The organism is Streptomyces sp. SID4985, assembly GCF_009863025.1.
GTDB lineage: Bacteria > Actinomycetota > Actinomycetes > Streptomycetales > Streptomycetaceae > Streptomyces.
This window is the reverse complement of the sequence record NZ_WWIR01000100.1, coordinates 1-20,703: the sequence shown is the minus strand read 5'-3', so window position 1 is coordinate 20,703 and position 20,703 is coordinate 1. Positions and strand designations below refer to the sequence as shown.

At 73.7% G+C, this 20,703-nt stretch carries 17 protein-coding genes; 9 read left to right on the top strand and 8 right to left on the bottom strand.

The annotated features are described in order from the left end of the window. Both GTW40_RS04300 and GTW40_RS04295 read right to left on the bottom strand, forming a co-directional pair. Positions 1-426 (bottom strand): ATP-binding protein (locus GTW40_RS04300; RefSeq protein WP_161178799.1); only part of this gene is annotated, 426 nt, incomplete at its 3' end. 207 nt (positions 427-633) lie between these two features. Next, positions 634-957 (bottom strand): hypothetical protein, encoded by a 324-nt coding sequence (locus GTW40_RS04295; RefSeq protein WP_161178798.1) that lies wholly within the window; start codon positions 955-957, stop codon positions 634-636. 369 nt (positions 958-1,326) lie between these two features. On the opposite strand from GTW40_RS04295, the gene GTW40_RS04290 reads away from it, so the two are divergent. Continuing rightward, entirely contained in the window at positions 1,327-2,451 is a 1,125-nt protein-coding gene (locus GTW40_RS04290) for a PLP-dependent cysteine synthase family protein (protein ID WP_161178797.1), read from the top strand. Between the two features lie 87 nt (positions 2,452-2,538). Here the strand turns inward: GTW40_RS04290 and GTW40_RS04285 are convergent, their stop codons facing one another. Continuing rightward, a complete protein-coding gene (locus tag GTW40_RS04285; RefSeq protein ID WP_161178796.1) occupies positions 2,539-3,390 on the bottom strand; it encodes a DeoR/GlpR family DNA-binding transcription regulator in 852 nt (283 codons plus the stop codon). Positions 3,391-3,849: 459 nt separating this feature from the next. Between GTW40_RS04285 and GTW40_RS04280 the strand changes: the two genes are divergently transcribed. Beyond that, positions 3,850-6,114, top strand: a complete 2,265-nt coding sequence (locus GTW40_RS04280) for a hypothetical protein (protein WP_161178803.1) — start codon at positions 3,850-3,852, stop codon at positions 6,112-6,114. Positions 6,115-6,134: 20 nt separating this feature from the next. Here the strand turns inward: GTW40_RS04280 and GTW40_RS04275 are convergent, their stop codons facing one another. The 3 genes from GTW40_RS04275 to GTW40_RS04265 all read right to left on the bottom strand — a co-directional run bounded on the left by GTW40_RS04275 (position 6,135) and on the right by GTW40_RS04265 (position 10,268). Next, positions 6,135-8,582: a right-handed parallel beta-helix repeat-containing protein gene (locus GTW40_RS04275; RefSeq protein ID WP_161178795.1), complete on the bottom strand. Its 2,448-nt coding sequence runs from the start codon at positions 8,580-8,582 to the stop codon at positions 6,135-6,137. 227 nt (positions 8,583-8,809) lie between these two features. After that, entirely contained in the window at positions 8,810-9,415 is a 606-nt protein-coding gene (locus tag GTW40_RS04270) for a hypothetical protein (RefSeq protein ID WP_161178794.1), read from the bottom strand. 361 nt (positions 9,416-9,776) lie between these two features. Continuing rightward, complete coding sequence (locus GTW40_RS04265) at positions 9,777-10,268, bottom strand: DUF6643 family protein (RefSeq protein ID WP_161178793.1); 492 nt, start codon at positions 10,266-10,268, stop codon at positions 9,777-9,779. 288 nt (positions 10,269-10,556) lie between these two features. Between GTW40_RS04265 and GTW40_RS04260 the strand changes: the two genes are divergently transcribed. Then, the gene (locus GTW40_RS04260; protein WP_237525328.1) at positions 10,557-11,792 is read left to right on the top strand and encodes a TerD family protein; all 1,236 of its coding nucleotides are present in this window, start codon (positions 10,557-10,559) and stop codon (positions 11,790-11,792) included. Between the two features lie 37 nt (positions 11,793-11,829). Here the strand turns inward: GTW40_RS04260 and GTW40_RS04255 are convergent, their stop codons facing one another. Further along, on the bottom strand, positions 11,830-13,005 hold the full coding sequence (locus GTW40_RS04255) for a glycosyltransferase (protein ID WP_161178791.1): 1,176 nt from the start codon (positions 13,003-13,005) through the stop codon (positions 11,830-11,832). 57 nt (positions 13,006-13,062) lie between these two features. On the opposite strand from GTW40_RS04255, the gene GTW40_RS04250 reads away from it, so the two are divergent. Both GTW40_RS04250 and GTW40_RS04245 read left to right on the top strand, forming a co-directional pair. After that, positions 13,063-13,857, top strand: a complete 795-nt coding sequence (locus tag GTW40_RS04250; protein WP_343245610.1) for an aspartate/glutamate racemase family protein — start codon at positions 13,063-13,065, stop codon at positions 13,855-13,857. 127 nt (positions 13,858-13,984) lie between these two features. Continuing rightward, positions 13,985-14,527 (top strand): hypothetical protein, encoded by a 543-nt coding sequence (locus tag GTW40_RS04245; RefSeq protein ID WP_161178790.1) that lies wholly within the window; start codon positions 13,985-13,987, stop codon positions 14,525-14,527. 64 nt (positions 14,528-14,591) lie between these two features. Here GTW40_RS04245 and GTW40_RS04240 read toward each other — a convergent pair whose 3' ends face one another. After that, positions 14,592-15,653 carry an O-antigen ligase family protein gene (locus GTW40_RS04240; RefSeq protein WP_202485362.1) on the bottom strand — a complete coding sequence of 354 codons (1,062 nt, stop codon included), beginning with the start codon at positions 15,651-15,653 and terminating at the stop codon, positions 14,592-14,594. A gap of 368 nt (positions 15,654-16,021) precedes the next feature. Between GTW40_RS04240 and lnt the strand changes: the two genes are divergently transcribed. The 4 genes from lnt to GTW40_RS04220 all read left to right on the top strand — a co-directional run. Then, positions 16,022-17,626 (top strand): apolipoprotein N-acyltransferase, encoded by a 1,605-nt coding sequence (gene lnt / locus GTW40_RS04235; RefSeq protein ID WP_161178789.1) that lies wholly within the window; start codon positions 16,022-16,024, stop codon positions 17,624-17,626. A gap of 66 nt (positions 17,627-17,692) precedes the next feature. Continuing rightward, positions 17,693-18,172, top strand: a complete 480-nt coding sequence (locus GTW40_RS04230) for an NUDIX domain-containing protein (protein WP_161178788.1) — start codon at positions 17,693-17,695, stop codon at positions 18,170-18,172. A gap of 55 nt (positions 18,173-18,227) precedes the next feature. Beyond that, the gene (locus GTW40_RS04225) at positions 18,228-19,040 is read left to right on the top strand and encodes a 3-hydroxybutyrate dehydrogenase (RefSeq protein WP_161178787.1); all 813 of its coding nucleotides are present in this window, start codon (positions 18,228-18,230) and stop codon (positions 19,038-19,040) included. 181 nt (positions 19,041-19,221) lie between these two features. Then, the coding region (locus GTW40_RS04220; RefSeq protein ID WP_202485361.1) for a GAF domain-containing protein at positions 19,222-20,703 on the top strand (1,482 nt) is incomplete at its 3' end.

Below are 20,703 nucleotides of genomic sequence, written 5' to 3'. Positions count from 1 at the left end.
GGCGGGTTCCACGACGGTGGCGGCCAGCGTGAACCACACGACCTTGCCGCTGTCGCCGTCCGGGCGCGCTCCCCAGCTCTCGCTGACGGCCGCGACCATCGCCAGGCCCCGCCCACAGGTGGCGAGGGGTGCCAGTTCGAGCGTGTCTGCCGCGTCGGCCACCACGGGCAGCCGCGGATCGCGGTCCCGTACCGACACGGTGAGATGGTCGGGGAGCAGCTCCAGTTCGACGGTGCACGACTTGTCGGGCCGCGCATGTCGGTGGACGTTGCTCAGCAGCTCGGTCACGCCTAGCGCGGCGCGGTCGATGAGGGGGTCCAGATGCCAGTAGCGCAACTGCGCAGAGACGATTCTGCGGACCTGTCCGATCCGCGACGGCAGGGCTTGGAGCTCCACCGTGCAGTGCCTGTTGGGGTGACTGATCACGGCTGCGACTCCCCGATGTGAGGTCCGGAAGGAACCGGAAGAACACGGAGAACAACGGAAATCCAGGAGGGCGCCCGCGTCCAGGAGGCGGCCCGATTGCGCGACCGGCGGCTGGACCTCAGCGTTACCTCAGGTAAACCCAGAGTGACGTGAGATCAGCGTGACGCAGTGCCCGCCCTCCCGCAACTCGCCGCGGCGGCACGCAGGTCAGTCGCCGTGTCGGGCCGCGCGGCGCACCGCGTCGATGAAGCGCCGGGCCGCGGGCGGGCCCGACTCGCCCGGCGCCGGGTCCTGCTCGCCGAGGGTCAGCTCGTAGCGCCGGCCGTCCAGCTCGGCCCGCGCGCGGTCGTCCGGCGCGAACCACGGCTTGGAGGCGCGGACCTCCTGGACCGGGGCGCTGTCGATCTCGCTGTCGTTGCTGTTGAGCAGCTCCACCCTCCCGTCGCTGATCCGGACCTTTCCGGCCCGGGTGAGCGAGCGCAGCCCCTTGCCGATGCGCACGCCTCTCGCCGTGAACTCGGGCTCCGCCATCCTCGTCGTCCCCTCCTGCGCGTGCCGTCCGATCGTCCGCGGGTCGTCCGTCGACCGTGTGCCGTCCGATCGTCCGCGTGCCGTGCGCTCGTTCCGCGTGTCGGGTTCCGCCTGCCGGGCGCCGACGCCTGCCGTTCGCAGTCTGCCCCCGCGAGCACCGGAGCACCAGAGTGCGGAGGGCGTGCGCTGCGAGCGCCGGGAGTACTCACGCCAATGCGCCCCCACGCTCCCCGTACGGGTGTGCCCCAGGCTTCCTTTGGGTGGCTGAAAGATGCGTTGATGCAGGTGAGAAGCGTGACGGGAGATGCCTATGATCGGGGTGCCGGCCGCGCGGGGCGCCGTCGGCGCGACCGCGTAAGGAGCCTCGCCGTGAGCACCACCCCACCGGCCCGGGCCGGGGCCACCCTCGACGTCGACCGCAGCGACGCGGCCTACCGCGACTGGCTGAAAGAGGCCGTCCGCAAAGTCCAGGCCGATGCCAATCGCTCTGCCGACACGCACTTGCTGCGCTTCCCGCTGCCCGAGCACTGGGGCATCGACCTGTACCTGAAGGACGAGTCGACCCACCCGACGGGCAGCCTCAAGCACCGCCTCGCCCGCTCTCTCTTCCTCTACGGCCTGTGCAACGGCTGGATCCGTCCGGACCGTCCGGTCATCGAGGCGTCCAGCGGCTCGACCGCCGTCTCCGAGGCGTACTTCGCGAGCCTGATCGGCGTGCCGTTCATCGCCGTCATGCCCCGCACCACCAGCGCGGAGAAGTGCCGGCTCATCGAATTCCACGGCGGCCGCTGCCACTTCGTGGACGACCCGCGCACCATGTACGAGGAGTCGGCGCGCCTCGCGGCCGAGACCGGCGGGCACTTCATGGACCAGTTCACCTATGCCGAGCGCGCCACCGACTGGCGCGGCAACAACAACATCGCCGAGTCCACCTTCCGCCAACTGGCCCTGGAACGCTTCCCGGTGCCCGCCTGGATCGTCGCCACCGCAGGGACCGGCGGCACCTCCGCGACCCTCGCCCGCTACGTCCACTACATGCAGTACGACACCCGGGTCTGCGTCGCCGACCCGGAGAACTCCTGCTTCTTCGAGGGCTGGACCACCGGCGACGCGCACGTCACCTGCGACTGCGGCTCACGCATCGAGGGCATCGGACGCCCGCGCATGGAACCGAGCTTCGTGCCCGGCGCCATCGACCGGATGATGAAGGTGCCGGACGCGGCGAGCGTGGCCGCCGTACGGGCGCTGGAGCGGGCCATCGGCCGCAAGGCGGGCGGCTCGACCGGGACCGGCCTGTGGAGCGCGCTGAAGATCGTCTCCGAGATGGTCGCGGCGGGGCGCACCGGCAGCGTCGTCACCCTGCTCTGCGACCCCGGCGACCGCTACCTGGACAAGTACTACTCGGACAGCTGGCTGGAGGAACAGGGGCTGGACATCGCGCCGTACACGGCAGCGATCGAGACGCTGCTGGCCACCGGGGTCTGGCCGGACTGAGCGGGGGCGGTGTCTCGCGGGCACGGCCGGGGTGAGCGGAATGGTGCCGCTCGGGCGCGGCCGGGGTGGCGCGAGGCCGAGGCGTCCTCAGACTTCCTCGGTGTCGTCCGGCTCGTCCTCGTCCAGGTCCGGCTCGCCCGCCACCACCAGGCGCCGCAGCCGCTCGGAGACCTCCGCGCGGGCCTCGGCGGGCAGTCCCGTGTCGGTGACGAGGGTGTCCACCTCGTCCAGCGTCGCGAACGAACTCAGGCCCACCGTCCCCCACTTGGTGTGGTCCGCGACCACCACCACGCGCCGCGCCGAGCCCACGAGGCGCCGGTTGGTCTCGGCCTCCGCCAGGTTCGGCGTGGACAGCCCCGCCTCGGCCGATATGCCGTGCACACCGAGGAACAGCAGATCGAAGTGGAGCGCGGAGATCGCCCGGTCGGCCACCGGGCCCACCAGCGAGTCCGACGGTGTGCGCACCCCGCCGGTCAGCACCACCGTGGCCGCGCCCTGCCGCTGACCCGAGACCCGCTGGGCGGCATGGAACACGTCCGCGACGCGCACCGAGTTCGTCACCACCGTCAGGTCCGGCACCTCCAGCAGATGCCGGGCGAGCGCGTAGGTGGTCGTACCTCCGGACAGCGCCACCGCGGCACCCGGCGCGACCAGCCGGGCCGCGGCCCGCGCTATCTCCTCCTTGGCGGTCGGCTCCAGGCCCGACTTGGCCTCGAAGCCCGGTTCGTGCGTGCTCGCCTCGACCACCGGCACCGCGCCGCCGTGCACCTTCTCCAGCACACCCTGACGGGCCAGCGCGTCCAGATCGCGGCGCACCGTCATGTCCGACACGCCGAGCTTGCGGGTCAGTTCGTTGACCCGGACCCCGCCCCGGCGCCGTACCTCGTCCACGATCAGAGCGCGGCGCTGCTCCGCGAGGAGGTTCTGATTCTCACTCACGTACGCTCCGGTCCTTTCGCCCCACACTCGTCCGACACGCCCGGCACACCTGCTCCGACCAGGAGGTTCCATCCGGCGCAGCTGTGCGGGCGTCTCATCTTGTCACGCCGCCCCATGGGCTGCGCCACCGGCTGTCACCACGCCCACCTGGGGTGCGACCACATATGTGCCGCGCCCACCCCGGCCGCCGTCGCACGAATCGGGAAGATTCGGTAACGAAAAGTGACGGCGGGTGTACGCGGTGCCCGAAGCGGAGAACCTGATTCCCGCACGGCACGGAAACCCCGCGCGGCACCCCGCACGAACCCAGCAGGGACGCCCGCACGGGAAGCGTTCGCCGTGCGCGTCACCCGGACCGCGTCACACGAATGCGAGCGAACAGTGGCAGGCGCGCAGAAGCACACCACCGCGCCGGAACCGGCGCCTTCCCCCACGGCGCCCCCGGCGGCCCGCCCGGACCTGGAGCTGCTGGTGCACGGGGTCGGCGGCACGACCCCGGAGAAGATGCTCGGCGACCCCCGCACGGTCCGCGTCACCGGCGACGACACGGCCGCCGTCTTCCGTCGCGCCGAGGACGCCGGGCCACCCGAGGCCCCCGACGACGCCACGACCGGCGGCAGATCCCGCGGCGAGCCGGTCCGGGAGGCGTACGTCTGGTGCAACCTCACCTCCGGCAACGGCAGCCGCGCCCTGTGGCTGCTGCTTCTGCCCTTCATGGTCGTCAACCTCGCCCACTGGATGCGCCCCGCCGCCCCCGACCGCACCCGCACCGTCCGCCTCTATGGCCTGCTCGTCCGCCTGGTCGCGCTCTCCCTCACCGTCCTGCTGGTCGCCGCCGCCTGCGAGGTCGCCCTCGACCTGGTCGCCTGGCAGTGCGCGGGCGCCACCGCCTGCTCCGGCCGCCACTCCTGGCTGGCCTTCCTCTCGCCCGCGGGCCACGGCTGGTGGAGCGCACCCGGCCGCCGCCTCGCCCTCGCCGCCCTCGTGCCGACCGCGCTGACCGCCCTGCTCTGGTACCTCTCGCACCGCACCTGGAGCGCGTACGAGTCCCACCGCCCCATGGCCCGCACCCCCGAAGCGGACCCGAACGCCGGTGCCCTGGCCAGCCCCGGCTTCTGGTACGGCCGCCGCCTGGGCGCCCGGCTCCGCGCCGCCCACACCGCCGCCGGACTGCTCACCGTCGCGGCCGCCCTCACCTTCCCCACCCTCCGCCACGACCACCACCCCGCCCTCCTCCACACCCTGGGCCTGCTCCTCGGCGCGGCCCTGCTCGGCTGGGCGCTCACCGTCGTCCTGGTCGTCTGCCGCCGGGGACGCAGCGAGGCCCGCCTCGACTCCCGGACCGACCGCCACCTTGTGCGCGGCCTGCCCCTCGGCGCCCTCGCCCTGCTGCTCCTCGCCGCGCTGTACGCCGGCTGGTCCCGCCCCGGCCGGCACTCCGCCGGGAGGCTCCCCGGCGACCCCGTCTTCAGCACGCTCATGCTGATCCAGGGCGTCCTCGCCGTGGCGCTCGCCGTCGTCGCGTACGACCTGTACCGCCGCGACCCCGACCCCCGCGCCGCCATGCGCGGCCTCGGCGGACCGGCCGTCGCGCTGCTCGCCTGCGCCCTGGGCGGAGTTGCCTCCGGCGGGGTCGCCCAGCGCGTCGCCGACTGGCTGGACGGCACCCGCTCCTCGCTCTCCGGACCGCCCGTCACCCTGACCTGGCAGGCGTCCGCGATCCCCCCGCTGCTCGTGGTCCTGCTCGCCACAACCGGCCTGCTGGCAGCGCGTGTCGCACGCCTCGCCCGTGTCGAACGCGAGCGTGTCCGCGACCAGCACCCCGGCGAACCCGAGGACCCCGCCCGCACCCGAGCCATCGCCCGCACCCGCGCCATGGCCGGCCTCACCGACCGCGCGCCCCTGCTCCTCGCCGTCGTCGCCGTCACCACCCTGCTGTTCGGCGCGGCGGCCCTGACCGGTTCCCTGACCACCGGACTGCCGCCCGCGCGCGCCGCGCACGGTGCCGACGAACCGGTCCGGATCGCCGCCGAGACCGCGCAGGCGCTGGGTTCCTGGCTGGTCGGCCTCGGCCTGCTGCTCTTCGTCACCTGGGGCCGCCGCGCCTACAAGGACGCCTCCGCCCGGCGCACCATAGGCATCCTGTGGGACGTGGGCACCTTCTGGCCGCGCGCCGCCCACCCCTTCGCGCCGCCCTGCTACGCCGAGCGCGCCGTACCCGACCTGACCTGGCGCACGGCCACCTGGACCGAGCGCACCGGCGGCCGCCTGGTCCTGTCCGGCCACTCGCAGGGCAGCGTCCTCGTCGCCGCCGCGGCCTGGCAGCTCACCCCCGCCACCCGCGAACGCGTCGCCCTGCTGACCTACGGCTCACCGCTGGAACGCCTCTACGGCCGCTGGTTCCCCGCCCACTTCGGGCCGGACGCGCTGGCCGCGCTGCACCGCGACATCGGCCCCTGGACCAACCTCTACCGCCGCACCGACCCCATCGGCGGCCCCCTCCGCGTCCCCGGCGAGCCCCAGGTGGACCACGAACCGCTCGCCGACCCCAGGGCCTACGGCCGCACCCCCGAACACCCGCTGCCCGCACCGATCCTCGGCCACTCCGACTACCAGGACGACCCCGCCTTCGCCCGCGCGCGGGCCCATCTGCTCGCCCGCCTGCACCCCGGCCTTCCCGCACAGCGACCCGCGGACCGGGAGGGAGAGGAGCCGCCGGACTGACGGGCCGACGGCCTTATGGCTCAGGGGAGTTCGGGCAGATCCTCCGCGTACAGCAGCGTCAGGTCGTCGGTGCTCGGGTCGGGAAGCTGGGCGACCCTGCCCGCGTGGCGCTCCACCATCGCCTCGAAGGTCTGCCGGGCGGTGCGGCCGTTGCCGAAGGCCGGGCCCTTCGGCAGCTCAGTGAAGTACTTCAGGAGCGCCTCCGGAGTGCCCTGCCCCAGCCGGTACTCGTGCTCGTCCGATTGCTGCTCGACGATCCGCAGCAACTCCTCCGGGCCGTAGTCCCCGAAGGTGATCGTCCGCGAGAACCGCGAGGCCACACCGGGGTTGACGGAAAGGAAGCGCTCCATCTCGGCCGTGTAGCCCGCGACGATCACCACCACCGCGTCCCGCTGGTCCTCCATCAGCTTGACCAGCGTGTCGATGGCCTCCTTGCCGAAGTCGCGCCCGGCGTCCTCGGGGGAGAGAGCGTACGCCTCGTCGATGAACAGCACACCGCCGCGTGCCCGCCCGAACGCCTCCTGGGTACGGATCGCCGTGGAGCCGATGTGCTCACCGACCAGGTCGACCCGGGACACCTCGACCAGATGCCCCTTCTCCAGCACGCCGAGCGAGGCGAGGATCTCGCCGTAGAGCCGGGCCACCGTCGTCTTGCCGGTGCCGGGGGAGCCGGTGAAGACCAGGTGCCGCTTGACCGAGGCCGCCTTCAGCCCCGCCCGCCGGCGGCGCCGGCCCACCTCGATCATGTCGGTCAGCGCCCGCACCTCGCGCTTGACGCTCTCCAGGCCCACCAGCGCGTCGAGTTCACCGAGCACCGCCTCGGACGGGCGGACCTCGGCCTCCGGCGCGGCCGGGACGACAGGCGCCTCCGGTTCCGTGCCGCGCTGGCCCGGAATCGCGCCGAGCAGCCCGCCCGACGACGGGGACGCCGTCTGCACGGCCGTCGCGTGCGACGGCTCGGGGGGCCGCAGGCCGCCGCCGGACTCGTCGCTCGTGCAGTCCTCCACCACCGGACCCGTGCCCGAGCCGGAGTCGGGGCCCGCGTCGGCGAACTCGTACCCCCCGCGCGCACACCGCTCCGTGCGGCAGCCGCGCAGCGTTGTACGACAGCCGTCGATCACATGGAAGCCGTAGCCACCGCTGCCGCTCACCCGGCAGTTCAGGAAGGTGCCCCTACCTCCGGCGGACACATAGAAACCCGCCTCGGCAGGGCGTTCCACCACACAGCGTTCAAGGGACGGGTCGGCGCCCTTGGTGACGATCACACCGGTCTGGGTGCCCTCCAGCACACAGTTCGCGAGCGTGCCGCCGCTGCCGTGGTCCCGGAACCAGGCGCCGGTCGCCGCGTCCCGGATGCGGCAGTCGTCCAGCTGGGCCGTCGCCCCGTCGCTCACCGACACGGCCGTGTTGCGCACCTGGTGGAGATCGCTGTCCACCACGTCGACGCGCGAACCCCGGTCCAGCACGAACAGCGCGTCCGGCACGTCGTGCACCCGGCACGAGTCGAGCACCGCCGTGGCACCGTCGCTCACCCACACCGCCGGATAGTCACCGGTGCTGTCCGAGATCTCGCACTGGTTGGCGTCCACGCGGGTGCCCGCGTCCCACACCGACAGGCCGTTGCGCCCGAAGCGCTGCACAGTCGTCCGGGTCAACGTGAGCACCGAGCGCGAGCGCAGGTCGACCGCGTTCTCCGGGATGTCGTGAATCCGGCAGTCCGCCAGCGTCAGTGAGGCGTCCGTGTCCAGCGTGACGCCGTCGCCCGAGGTGCGGTGCACGGCGCAGTCGGTCAGCTGCGCCGTCGCCTGCCGGGTGATCTGCACCCCCGAGCCCCGGACCTCGTACACCTCGCAACCGACCGCCTCCAGCGCGGAGTTCTCCCCGGTCACGCTCAGCCCGGAACCCGCCGCGTGGTGCACCCGGCAGCGCTCCAGACGCGGACGCGCGCCGCCCCGGACCGCCACCCCGGCCTGCCCCGCCGCGACGACCTCGCACTCCTCGAACACCCCGCCGCCCCCGTCGAGCACGGCGATGCCGACACCGGCCGGGTTGTCGACCGTCGAGCGGCGCACGGTCGGACGGGCCCCGCCGCGCACCTCGATGCCGACGGCCGAGCGGGTCACGATCCGCAGATCCGTCAGCTCGGGCGTGCCGTCCTCCACCAACAGGGCGGGCGCCGCGCCGTCCTGGCCCTCCACATGCAGCCCCTGCACCACGGCCGAGGCCCGCACCGTCAGCGGCACCCCGTCCACGGGCGCGATCCGCACCGAGCCCGGCGCGCCCTCGGGACCGCGCAGGGTCACCGGACGGCCGACGACGAGGTTCTCCCGGTAGGTGCCGGGGGCGATCGTGAGGACGTCACCCTCCGCGGCGGCCTCCAGGGCGGCGGCGAGCGAAACGTACTCACCCGTGCGGCGCCGCCACCGCGACGTACCGGTGTGCGTCACCTGGACCGTGCCCTGTGCCATGGCGTTGCTGTGCCCCCACCTCGTGGTACTTGTGCTCGTCCGCCTCTGGGGCTCCGTCGCCGGGGGCCGGGCAGGCGACCGCCCGCGGCCCTGGGGCCCGCGCGGGTGCGCTCCGGTCTCCGGCGCGGCCTTCGGCTCACTCGCGCGCGGGTCGATGCCGAAAGGGTGTCGGCCAGTCCACCGTAGCGTGTGCGCGGAGGACGAATCGACCAGAGTCGGGAAGCAGGTCAGCTGCCCGTCCCGGCCTTGCCCCAGTCGGGACCCACCCGCTCCCATGCCTGGTCCCAACGCGCGTATCTGCGACGGACCATGCGCCACAGCACCAGCCGCCGACCCGCCTCGACCAGCGCGGCGGTGAGCAACGTCGCCCCGAATCCGGCCAGTACCGCGTGCGCGTCGGCGGTGGCCGAGTCCAGCGGACGGGTCGTCATGCGCCCCTGCCCGTCCGTCCAGATCATGAACCGGTCGCCCCGGTGCGGGGCTGCGAGACCGGTGAGGACCGCGCCGTGCCGACGCGTGCCGTCCGGTGCGGACCAGTCGGCCAGGACCCGGCTGCGGACGGTGTACGCGGAGCCGTCGTCGGGGTCGGTCTCGGGCGGGTGGTAGGCCATCCGGCGCAGTACGGTCGCGGGGACGCGCTGCCTGGTGTGGCGCTGCTCCGCCACCGAACGGCGCAACGAGTCCTGGGCGGCCGCACCGGTCAGCCAGCCGATCGCGGGCGCGGCCGCGCCGATCAGCACCAGCGCCACCAGGCACACCCAGACCTCGGCCCGGTCGGTCGGCCGGCGCAGCGGACTGTCCCGCCAGCGCCACAGACCGCTGATCGCACGCACGGCCCCACCCCCTCGCCCGACATGAGGACCGCCGGACCGCGCGGCCCCGGCGCGGCCGGGGGAGAGCGGTGCCACGTCCGGCGGACGACTCTCACGAGATTCTCATCCTTGCGAACGACCGGACCCCGCCCCCGGTTCCCCGCCCGCGACCCGAACTCCAGACCGGTCCCCGGGCGCGGACCACCGGGTACACGGACGGACGCCGCCACCGAGCAGAGGCTCGGCGACGGCGTCCGTCCGACGTGCGTGTTCGCGCTGTACGACGACCTTCCCCCCGTCGTCCGTCAGCGCCCGGAGCGGTGTCCGGCCGGCTCCCCATGTCGCCACCTTGCCGGACGGCACCGACCACGGGGTGGTGCGATCAGTAGCCCCGGTACTGCTGCTGGTTGTTGTACGGGTCCTGGTACGGCTGCTGCTGTGGCGGGCGCGGCGCGGCCGGGCGCATCGCCTCGTACCCCGTGCCGGGCGCGGCGGGGCGCGGCGGCTGGGGCTGCGCTCCCGGGTAGCCGCGCGGCGCGGCGGCCTGCTGCGGGATGTACGCGGTGGGCGCCTGCTGCATCGGCGCGGGCTGCTGCGTCTGCGGGTAGCCGTAGGACGCGGGAGCCGGCTGCGACGGGGCGGCCGGGAGAGCGGGCAGGGCGGAGGGCAGCGCGGGGAGGTTGCTGCCGCCCATGTTGGCGCCGGGCATGTTGCCGACGGGGAGGTTCCCGCCGGGCGTGTCGTAGGCGGCCGGGACCCGGATCGGGGCGATCTGCGGGGTTCCCCGCTCGGCCACGAGCGAGTCGTAGATCGGGGTGTCCGGGAAGGAGGCGGAGTAGTAGCCGCCGCCATAGGTGGAGCGGGGGGAGGTCATGGCACATAAGTTAAGCCCACGATGTGCTGGTTGGGGAGACCGATAAGAAGGTTGTTTTCCGTGTCGGTGGCGAACTTGGATCGCTAATCCGAGCGAACTTGGCAAAAATGGACGCCATTCGACGTTTGGATCGTGTAAAGGGCGGGTTTCCAGCGGGTTGCCGGGGATCGGCGTGCGGTACTTCCCCGCTGGGAAGGGGAGTTCGCGACGCCCGCGCACGGAACGGGCGGGACGGTCCCCGGCGCGGTCGCGGGGCCCAGGAAATGGCGAGATCTGATGGGGGCGGACATGACCATGTCGAAAGGCTCGAACACGCCGGTACCCACCGCGGTGCTGCGCGTCGAGACGAGCCGACGCGCGGGCCCCGGCATACCGACGACGGAGCTCTCCGCCCTGCTGCTGGCGTCCGGCAGGATCCGCTCCGACGCCGACCACGTGACCCGCGACCACCCCGCACACCTCTCCGGCGCCGTCCAGCACGAGGAGACACGCCGCGACGGCGACCATGTCACCGACGTCCTCACCGTCGACCTCGCGCGCGTGGAGGACACCGTCGAGCGGATCGTCCTCGCCGCGACGGCGGACGGCGGCACCTTCGGCCAGGTCCCCGGCCTCGGCGTCCGGATCACCGACACGGACGGCCGGGCCGTCGCCCACTACGACAACACCGGCGCGAGCGTGGAGACGGCCCTCGTCCTCGGCGAGCTGTACCGCCGCCAGGGCGGCTGGAAGTTCCGCGCCGTCGGACAGGGATACGGCAACGGACGCGACGGACTGGCCGAGGAGTACGGCATCACCGCGCGCCACGAGACCCGGCGAGCGGAACCCGCGCCGCCCGAACTTCCCCGTCCGGCACCCGAGTCGCGACGACCCGACCCCGAACTCCGGCTGCCGGAACCCGAGTCGCCCGCCCGCCCCGCCAAGGTCACCCTCACGAAGGCCGCCCCCGCCGTCTCGCTCGCCAAACAGGGCGCCACCTCCGGAGCCCTCCGCGTCAACCTCAACTGGCGCATGCGCGAGGGCAGATGGACCAAGGGCGCCACACGGGACCTCGACCTCGACCTGTGCGCCCTGTACGAACTCGCCGACGGCCGCAAGGGTGTCGTACAGGCCCTCGGCAACGCCTTCGGCTCCCTGCACCGGCCGCCGTACATCCACCTCGACGGCGACGACCGCACCGGCGCCTCGAACGACGGCGAGAACCTCACCGTCAACCTCGACCACACCGCGGACTTCCGGCGCGTCCTGGTCTTCGTCACCATCTACGCGGGCGCCACCTCCTTCGCCGGACTGCACGCCACCGTCACCCTGCGCCCCCAGCACGGCGCCCCCGTCGACTTCTCCCTCGACGACTGCGCGGTGCCCTCCACCGTCTGCGCGCTCGCGCTGCTCACCAACCAGGGCGGCGACCTGGTCGTCCGGCGCGAGGCCCGCTACCTCGTACCGGAGCGGGGGACGAGCCCGCAGCGGACCGTCGACCGGGCCTATGGGTGGGGCATGAACTGGACGCCCGGCCGGAAGTAGCCCCCGTCCGTCTGCGTCCGTGCCAGCCCGTCCCTCGTCAGCCCTCGTCGGCCACCGCGTCCGGGCGCGCGTAGGTGCGCCCCTTCCACGCGGCGCCCCGGCCCCGGTAGTGCTGCACCGCCGAGTCCACCGTCATCAGGAGATAGAGGAACGCCGTGAACGGCAGCAGGGGAGCGAGCCACAGCGGCTGCCGGTAGTAGCGCAGCATCGGCACGTACGTCGCCGCCATCACCGCCCACGCCGCCGCGCCCACGGCCGTCGCCGCCGCGTCGCCCAGCACGGCCCCGGCCATCAGCGCGCCGGGCGGCACCAGATACACGAGGGCGAGACCCGCCACCGTGCCGAGCAGCAGCAGCGGGTTGTGCCGCAGCTGCGCGTAGGCGCTGCGCGAGACCATCCGCCACAGATCACCCAGCCGCGGATACGGGCGCACACTGTCCACCCGGTCCGCCAGGCCCAGCCAGATGCGGCCGCCCGCGCCGCGCACCGCCCGCGCGAGCGCGACATCGTCGATCACGGCCTGCCGGATGGCGTCCGGAATCCGCGCCCGCTCGGCCGCGTCCGCGCGCAGCAGCACACAGCCGCCCGCCGCGGCCGCCGTACGCCCGCCCTGGCGGCCGATCCACCGGAACGGATACAGCTGGGCGAAGAAATAGACGAACGCCGGGACCACGAGCCGCTCCCACGGGCTCGCCACCCGCAGCCGCGCCATCTGCGACACCAGGTCGAAGCCGCCGGTCCCGGCCGCCGCCACCAGCGCGCGCAGGCTGTCGGGGGCGTGCGCGATGTCGGCGTCCGTCAGCAGCAGATACTCCGGCTCACGCGCGCGGGCCAGCGCGATGCCGTGCCGCACCGCCCACAGCTTGCCCGTCCAGCCCGGGGGCGGCTCACCCGGCGAGGTCACCGTCAGCGGCAGCCCGCCGCGGAGCCGGGACAGTTCCCGCGCCAGTTCCCCGGTGCCGTCGGTGCTGCCGTCGTCCACCAGGAAGACCTCGGCCCGCCCCGGGTAGTCCTGCGCCAGCAGCGAGGGCAGACTCACGGGCAGCACCTCCGCCTCGTCCCGGGCCGGTACGACCACGCACACCGACGGCCACGCGTCCGGTTCCCGGCGGGGAGGCAGCCTCACATCGGTGCGCCAGAAGAAACCCTGGCCGAGCAACAGCCAGCACCAGACGACGAGAGAGGCGACGGCGGTCCACAGGATGGCGCTCACGGCCGCAGTCTGCCCCACGGCACGGCCGGTGCGCGGGCCATCGACTATGGTGGCCGGGTGAAGATCGCGCTCATGGACTCCGGAATCGGCCTTCTCGCGGCGACCGCCGCAGTACGTCGCCTGCGACCCGACGCCGATCTCGTCCTCTCCCTCGACCCCGACGGTATGCCCTGGGGTCCCCGCACGTCCGAGGACCTGACCCGTCGCGCCGTCGCCGTCGCCGAGGCCGCCGCCGCCCACCGGCCCGACGCCCTGATCATCGGCTGCAACACGGCCACCGTGCACGCGCTGCCCGCGATCCGCGCCCGCCTCGAACCTGGCATCCCGGTGATCGGCACCGTCCCGGCGATCAAGCCGGCCGCCGCCGGGGGCGGCAGCGTCGCCGTCTGGGCGACCCCCGCCACCACCGGCAGCCCCTACCAGCGCGGACTCATAGAGGAATTCGCGCGCGGCGTCCACGTCACCGAGGTCCCCTGCTGGGGCCTGGCCGAGGCCGTGGAGCACGCCGACGAGCGCGCCATCGAGGCCGCCGTCGCCGCCGCCGCGGAACTGACCCCCGGTGACGTGACGACCGTCGTCCTCGGCTGCACCCACTACGAGCTGGTGGCGGAACGTATCCGCGCCGCCGTCCAGCGCCCCGGCGCCGCCCCGCTCGTCCTGCACGCCTCCGCGGGCGCCATCGCCGCCCAGGCACTGCGCCGCATCGGCGAACAGCCCGCGCCGGACGCCCCGGCCGAGGGCAAGCTGACCGTGATCCTCAGCGGCCGCGAGGGTGAGCTGCCCGCCGCCGCCCTGCACTACGCGGAGGGACGGCTCCTTCCGGCCGTGGAACGGCTCGCCGACCGGCGGTGACGGCGGTTCGCCGCCGCGCGACTCCGCGACGGTGACGGAGGGTGGCCGTGGTCCCGGTGGGCCGCCCGGAGCAGTCACCGAGCGCGACCAGGTACCGGCGCAGCGAAACCTGAGTAACCTCATAGGCATGAGGGAGTACGACGACGTCGAGGACTCGCACCCCGACGTCTGGACCGGTCGCGCCACCAACCGGGTGCAATGGCTGCTGGCGCTGGTCGGCGCCGCCTGCATGGCGCTCGGTATCGCGCTGGCCGTCCAGTCCGCCTGGACGTCCGGCGGCGTCCCGCTCGTCATGTCCGTCGTCGGCTGCATCGCGGCCGGCCTGCTCGTCCTCTACGGCACGCTCGCCTTCGTCCATGTGGACCTCATCCTCGACCGGGACTCCCTGGAAGTGCGCTGCGGCCATGTGGGACTGCCCCGTCGGCGTATCCCGCTGTCCGACGTCGTCGGCGCCGACTTCATCCCCCATGTCACCCCGCGCCACTGGGGCGGCTGGGGTTACCGCTGGCGCCCGGAGCGCGGCACGGCCGTCGTGGTGCGCCGGGGCGAGGGGATCGAGCTGAGCCTGTGGGACGGCCATACGTTCACCGTCACCGTGGACAACGCGGAGTCCGCGGTCCGCGTCATCAGGTCCCGGCTGCGGGCGGGGGCGGCGGGGTCTGCGCGCTAAGGGGGGGGCGGAATGGGGGAGCCACACATGTGCCACCCCCACATGCGTGGCGGCGCCACCCCGCTCAGATCGTCGTCCGCTCCTCGGCCACCGTGTCCTCCTGGATCGTGCGCTCCTCGTCCGCCCAGGGGCGGGCCGTGCCCCATCCGGCGAGCAGGCCCGCGCCCGCCGTCACGGTGGTGAAGCTCAGTACGTTGCCCAGTGAGGCGAGGACGGCCAGGGCCGTCAGGGCCGCGCCCGTCGTCAGCACGACCGGCGTCGGACGCGGGGCGCGCCACAGGGCGTGCAGCACCCAGCCGTAGACGGCCGCGAGCAGCAGCACTCCGACAAGCCCCTGCTCGGCCAGCAGCTGCAACGGAGCCGAGTGCGGTCCGGCCTCGGCCGGGACGTCCGGGACGACACCGCCCGACTGGCCGTAACGGCCGGGACCGACCCCGGCCAGCGGTGCCTGCCCGGCCAGTCCCAGCGCGTCCCGCCACATGTGGACGCGGTACGGGCCGATCCGCTCGGTGACCGCCTCCACGACACCGCCGGGCAGCGCGCCGGCCGCCACCGCCCACACCCCGGCCGCTGCGCCGCCCGCGGCCAGGGCCAGTCCCGCGATCCCGACACCTCTGTGCGGCATCGAGCCCGCGGCGAGCGAGCAGAGCAGCACCGCTCCACTCGCGACGCAGCCCACCGGTGACCCCACGACGGCACCGGACAGCACGAGCAGCACGGCCAGCAGCCACAGTGCCGATTTCAGCGTGGGTACGGGCGTCGCCCATGCCGCACAGCACGCCGCGCCCGTGGCCAGCGCCAGCAGGGCGGCGGTGGCGCCGGTGTGCCCGAGCGGGACGGCGTACGGCGGTCCGGGGAGCAGCGCGGGCATCGTCACCGCCAGCACCAGCCCGGCCGCCGCCCCCGCGCACGGCGCCGCCACCGGGAGCAGCGCCCCGGATATGCGCCCCGTGGCGTAACCGGCCGCCGCCGCGAGCACCGCGAGCAGCACCCCCTCGGGACGTCCGTCGTGCGCCGCCGCCGTGATCAGCGCCCACAGCGCGCACAGACCGAGCAGGATCATCCCCGCCCCGTCCGAAACGTTCCGCCCCGCCCGCTCCGCGTCCGTCTCCGTCGCGCGCGTCATCCCCGTCGACCCCACCCGTCGCCCCTCGCACCCGGTCCCCCGACCTGTGGCCGCAGCCTCGCCGCGCGCACCGGGACCGGCCGCACCGCCGAGACTGGGCCACACCGTAACGGCTGATGGCCGGTTTGTGGACGAGTTGCGCGGGAAGGTCGCGATTCCGGGTGGCGGCGGGCCGTCGGCCTTGCGGTCCGGGCGCGGACCACATGGGGTCCCACCACATAGGCGGACCACGTCCCACCACGCATGCGGACCACATGGTGTCGCACCACACAGGGACCGCCGGTTTTCCGGCCCGGTCCACAGGACGTGCAGGTCGGCGGCTCGGCCCGCGCTGTCAGCGGTCACACCCCGCGCCGTAGACTCCCCGCGTGACCGTCACCGCTACCTCCGTGGACCATCCGGAACAGCTCCGGCCGCCCGTCTCGCCGGGCCGCCGCCGTCTGCTGCGCCTGGTCCCGGCCGCCATCTCCGCCCTGTGCGGTGTGCTGCTGTACCTCAGCTTCCCGCCGCGCCCCCTGTGGTGGCTGGCCCTGCCCGCCTTCGCCGGTCTCGCGTGGACGCTGCGCGGCCGGACCTGGAAGGCGGCCCTCGGCCTCGGCTACCTCTTCGGACTCGGCTTCCTGCTGCCGCTGCTGGTGTGGACCGGCGTGGAGGTCGGTCCCGGCCCCTGGCTCGCGCTGGTCGTCATCGAGGCGGTCTTCGTCGCCCTGGTCGGCGCGGGCATCGCCACCGTGTCCCGGCTGCCCGCGTGGCCGGTGTGGGCCGCCGCCATGTGGGCCGCCGGCGAAGCGGTCCGCGCGCGGATGCCGTTCGGCGGCTTCCCCTGGGGCAAGATCGCCTTCGGCCAGGCGGACGGCGTCTTCCTGCCGCTCGCCGCGGTGGGCGGCACCCCCGTGCTCGGCTTCGCGGTCGTCCTGTGCGGCTTCGGCCTGTACGAGGCGGTACGGCTCGTCACCGAGCGCCGCCGCGCCCACGAGGTGCGCCGCTCGGCCGCCGTGGCCGCGCTGCTCAGCGTCGCCGTCCCCGTCGTGGGCGCCGTCGCCGCCCGCGCCCTGGTGAGCGACAAGGCCGAGGACGGCACCGCCACGGTCGCGCTCATCCAGGGCAACGTGCCCCGCTCGGGCCTGGAGTTCAACGCCCAGCGGCGGGCCGTACTCGACTACCACGCCCGCGAGACCCTCAAGCTCGCCGCCGCCGTCAAGGCGGGCAAGGAACCCCGCCCCGACTTCGTGCTGTGGCCGGAGAACTCCTCCGACATCGACCCCTTCGCCTACCCCGACGCCGCCATCGTCATCGACGACGCCGCCCGGGCCGTCGGCGTACCGATCTCGGTCGGCTCGGTCGTGGAGCGGAACGGCAAGCTCCTCAACGAGCAGATCCTGTGGACCCCGGGCAAGGGCCCCACCCAGACCTACGACAAGCGGCAGATCCAGCCCTTCGGCGAGTACCTGCCCCTGCGCTCGCTCGTCGGCGCGATCAACAGCGAGTGGACCGGCATGGTCCGCCAGGACTTCAGCCGGGGCGACAAGCCCGGCGTGTTCCGCATCGACGGCACCAAGGTCGGGCTCGCCACCTGCTACGAGGCCGCGTTCGACTGGGCCGTGCGCGACACCGTCACCCACGGCGCGCAGATGATCTCGGTGCCGAGCAACAACGCCACCTTCGACCGCAGCGAGATGACCTACCAGCAGCTCGCCATGTCCCGCGTCCGCGCCGTCGAGCACAGCCGGGCCGTGACCGTGCCGGTCACCAGCGGCGTCAGCGCGGTCATCATGCCGGACGGCAGGGTCGTCCGGAAGACGGGCATGTTCGTGCCCGCCCACCTGGACGAGAAGATCCCGCTGCGCTCCTCCGAGACGCCCGCGACCCGCCTCGGCGTCCTGCCCGAGATCGCGCTGGTCCTGGTCGCCGCGGGCGGCCTCGGCTGGGCGATCGTCGCCGGGATGCGCGGTCGGCGCGCCGGTCGCGCGTAGCCGTACGACCGCCGTACGCCCCCCGAAGCGGTACGCGCCGGAGGTACGGGGTCATAGGGTCGGCCCATGGCTACACCTGAATTCATCCGTACGCTCCGGGCCTCGGCGGGCCATCAGCTGCTCTGGCTCCCCGGAGTCACCGCGATCGTCTTCGACGACGCGGGCCGGGTGCTCCTGGGCCGCCGCACCGACACCGGTGAGTGGTCGGTGATCGGCGGCATCCCGGAGCCGGGCGAGCAGCCCGCGGCCTGCGCGGTACGGGAGGTCCACGAGGAGACGGCCGTGCACTGCGTCGTCGAGCGGGTGGTCCTCGTCCAGGCGCTGGAACCGGTCACCTACGCCAACGGCGACGTCTGCCAGTACATGGACATCACCTTCCGCTGCCGGGCGACCGGAGGCGAGGCGCGGGTCAACGACGACGAGTCGCTGGAGGTCGGCTGGTACGCGGTGGACGCGTTGCCCGACCTGAACGACTTCGCGCTGTTCCGGATCAAGCAGGCCATGTCCGATGCACCCACATGGTTCGACCCTATGACCAGCGGCTGAAGTATGGGTCATCACCACATGTGGTGAGCCACCTGCCCCACTTAGGGTTCGGCACATGACGTCGCCCAGCCCGCAGCCCGGCCCCCGCCCGTACTCCGTCCCCCTGGACCTCGGCGGCCGCGTCGCCCTCGTCACCGGGGCGGCCGGCGGGATCGGCCGGGCCTGCGCGCTGCGGCTCGCGGCCGCCGGGGCCGAGGTCAGGGCCGTGGACCGGGACGCGGACGGTCTGGCCGAACTGGCTGAGCGGGCACGGGACCTGGCGGGCGGGGGTGCGGTCGTCCCGTATGTTCTCGACCTCACCGACCTCGACGCCGCCGAGCGGGCCGCCGCGGGCACCGACGTCCTGGTCAACAACGCCGGGCTCCAGCTGGTGCGCCCGCTGGAGGAGTTCCCGCCCGAGGTCTTCCACACGGTGCTGACCGTGATGCTGGAGGCGCCCTTCCGGCTCATCCGGGGCGCGCTGCCTCATATGTACGCACAGGGCTGGGGCCGCATCGTCAATGTGTCCTCCGTCCATGGGCTGCGGGCCTCGGCCTTCAAGTCCGCCTATGTGGCCGCCAAACATGGGCTCGAGGGACTGTCCAAGACGGCCGCCCTGGAAGGCGCCCCCCACGGGGTGACCTCGAACTGTGTGAACCCGGCCTATGTGCGCACCCCACTGGTCGAGAAGCAGATCGCCGACCAGGCCCGCGCCCACGGCATCCCCGAGGAACGCGTGCTCTCCGAGGTGCTGCTCAAGGACAGCGCCCTCCAACGTCTGATCGAACCGGAGGAGGTCGCGGAGGCCGTGGCCTATCTGTGCGCCCCGCAGTCCTCCTTCATCACCGGCACCTCCCTGGTGATGGACGGCGGATGGACGGCCCACTGAACGCGCCACGGCCGGACGGGGTGCGGCCGGAGGGGGCGTGGCCGGACGGGCCGCCGTTGGGTGAGCCGCTGTTGGACGCCCCGCGTCGGGACAGGCCACGGCCGAACAGCCCCACCGCGACCGTCCGCAGAGTTATCCACAGGGCTGACGCGTCCGGTGGCCGATGGGCGATGCTGTGACCATGTCTCGCGATCAAGCCCACCAGGCCGCGGGCCCCGGCACCGGGACCGTCGCGGCACCGCCTCCACCGGGTACGGAGATTCCGTACCTCGAACTCCTCGCCCGGGACGCCTCCCCGGAGATGTACGAACGCCCGGTGCTGCTCGCCCGCGCCGAGGGTCTGCCCGCCGAGCGGATCGCCGCGCTGGAGCACGCCAAGCTCCTCGCGCTGCGTGTCCGCGCGGAACTGGAAGGGCGCCGCCGCCGCGAGGCGGAACTCTCCGCGCTCTTCGAGACCGCCCACGACCTGGCAGGACTCCGTGACGTGGACGCCGTCCTGCGGGCCATCGTGCAACGCGCCCGCTCCCTGCTCGGCACCGACACCGCCTACCTCAGCCTCAACGCCCAGGACCGGGGTGACACTTACCTCCAGGTGACCGAGGGCTGCGTCTCCGCACGCTTCCAGCAGCTCCGTCTCGGCATGGGCGAGGGGCTCGGCGGTCTCGTCGCCCAGACCGCGCGGCCGTACGTCACCGAGGACTACTTCCAGGACGCCCGCTTCCGGCACACCCGCACCATCGACGCGGCGGTGCGCGACGAGGGGCTGGTCGCCATCCTCGGGGTACCGCTCATGCTCGGCCCGCACGTCATCGGCGTCCTGTACGCCGCCGACCGGCGTGCCCGGGTCTTCGAGCGCGAACAGATCGCGCTGCTCGGCTCGTTCGCGGCCCTCGCGGCGGCCGCCATCGACACCACCAACCTGCTCACCGAGACCCGCTCCGCCCTGGCCGGGCTCGAACGCGCCAACGAGATCATCCGCGACCGCAGCGCCGTCATCGAGCGCGCCTCCGAAGTGCACGACCGTCTCGCCGAACTCGTCCTGCGCGGCGGGGGAGTGGCGGACGTGGCGGCCGCCGTCTCCGAAGTCCTCGGCGCCACCGTCGAGTTCACCGAGACCGGCACGGCACCCGCCGAAGCCCTGGAGGCATCCCGCTCCGAGGGCCACGCGGTGCGGCACGGCACCGACTGGATCGCCGCCCTCGTCGCGGGCGGCGAATCCCTCGGCGCCCTGGTGCTGCGCGGCCACCCGGACCTGGACCCGGTCGACCAGCTCACCCTGGAGCGCGCCGCCATGGTCACCTCACTGCTCCTGCTCGCCCGCCGCTCCGCCGCCGAGGCCGAACGCCGGGTGCGCGGCGAGCTGTTGGACGACCTGCTGGACGCCCGCGACCGCGACCCGCGCCTGCTGCGCGAACGTGCCGCGCGCTTCCACGCCGACCTGGACGCCACCCATGTCGTCCTCGCGGCCCGGCTCGACGCGCCCACGGCCGACGCCGACGAGGAGGCCGCCGCCCGTCGGCGCCTGTGGTCCGCCGCCTCCCACCTCGCCGCCACCCGGCACGGCCTGGCCGCCACGCGCGACGGCGGCACCGTACTCCTGCTCCCGCTGGCCGACGGCGACGGCGCCACCGGTCTGGCCCGCCGCACCGCCCGCGACCTCGGC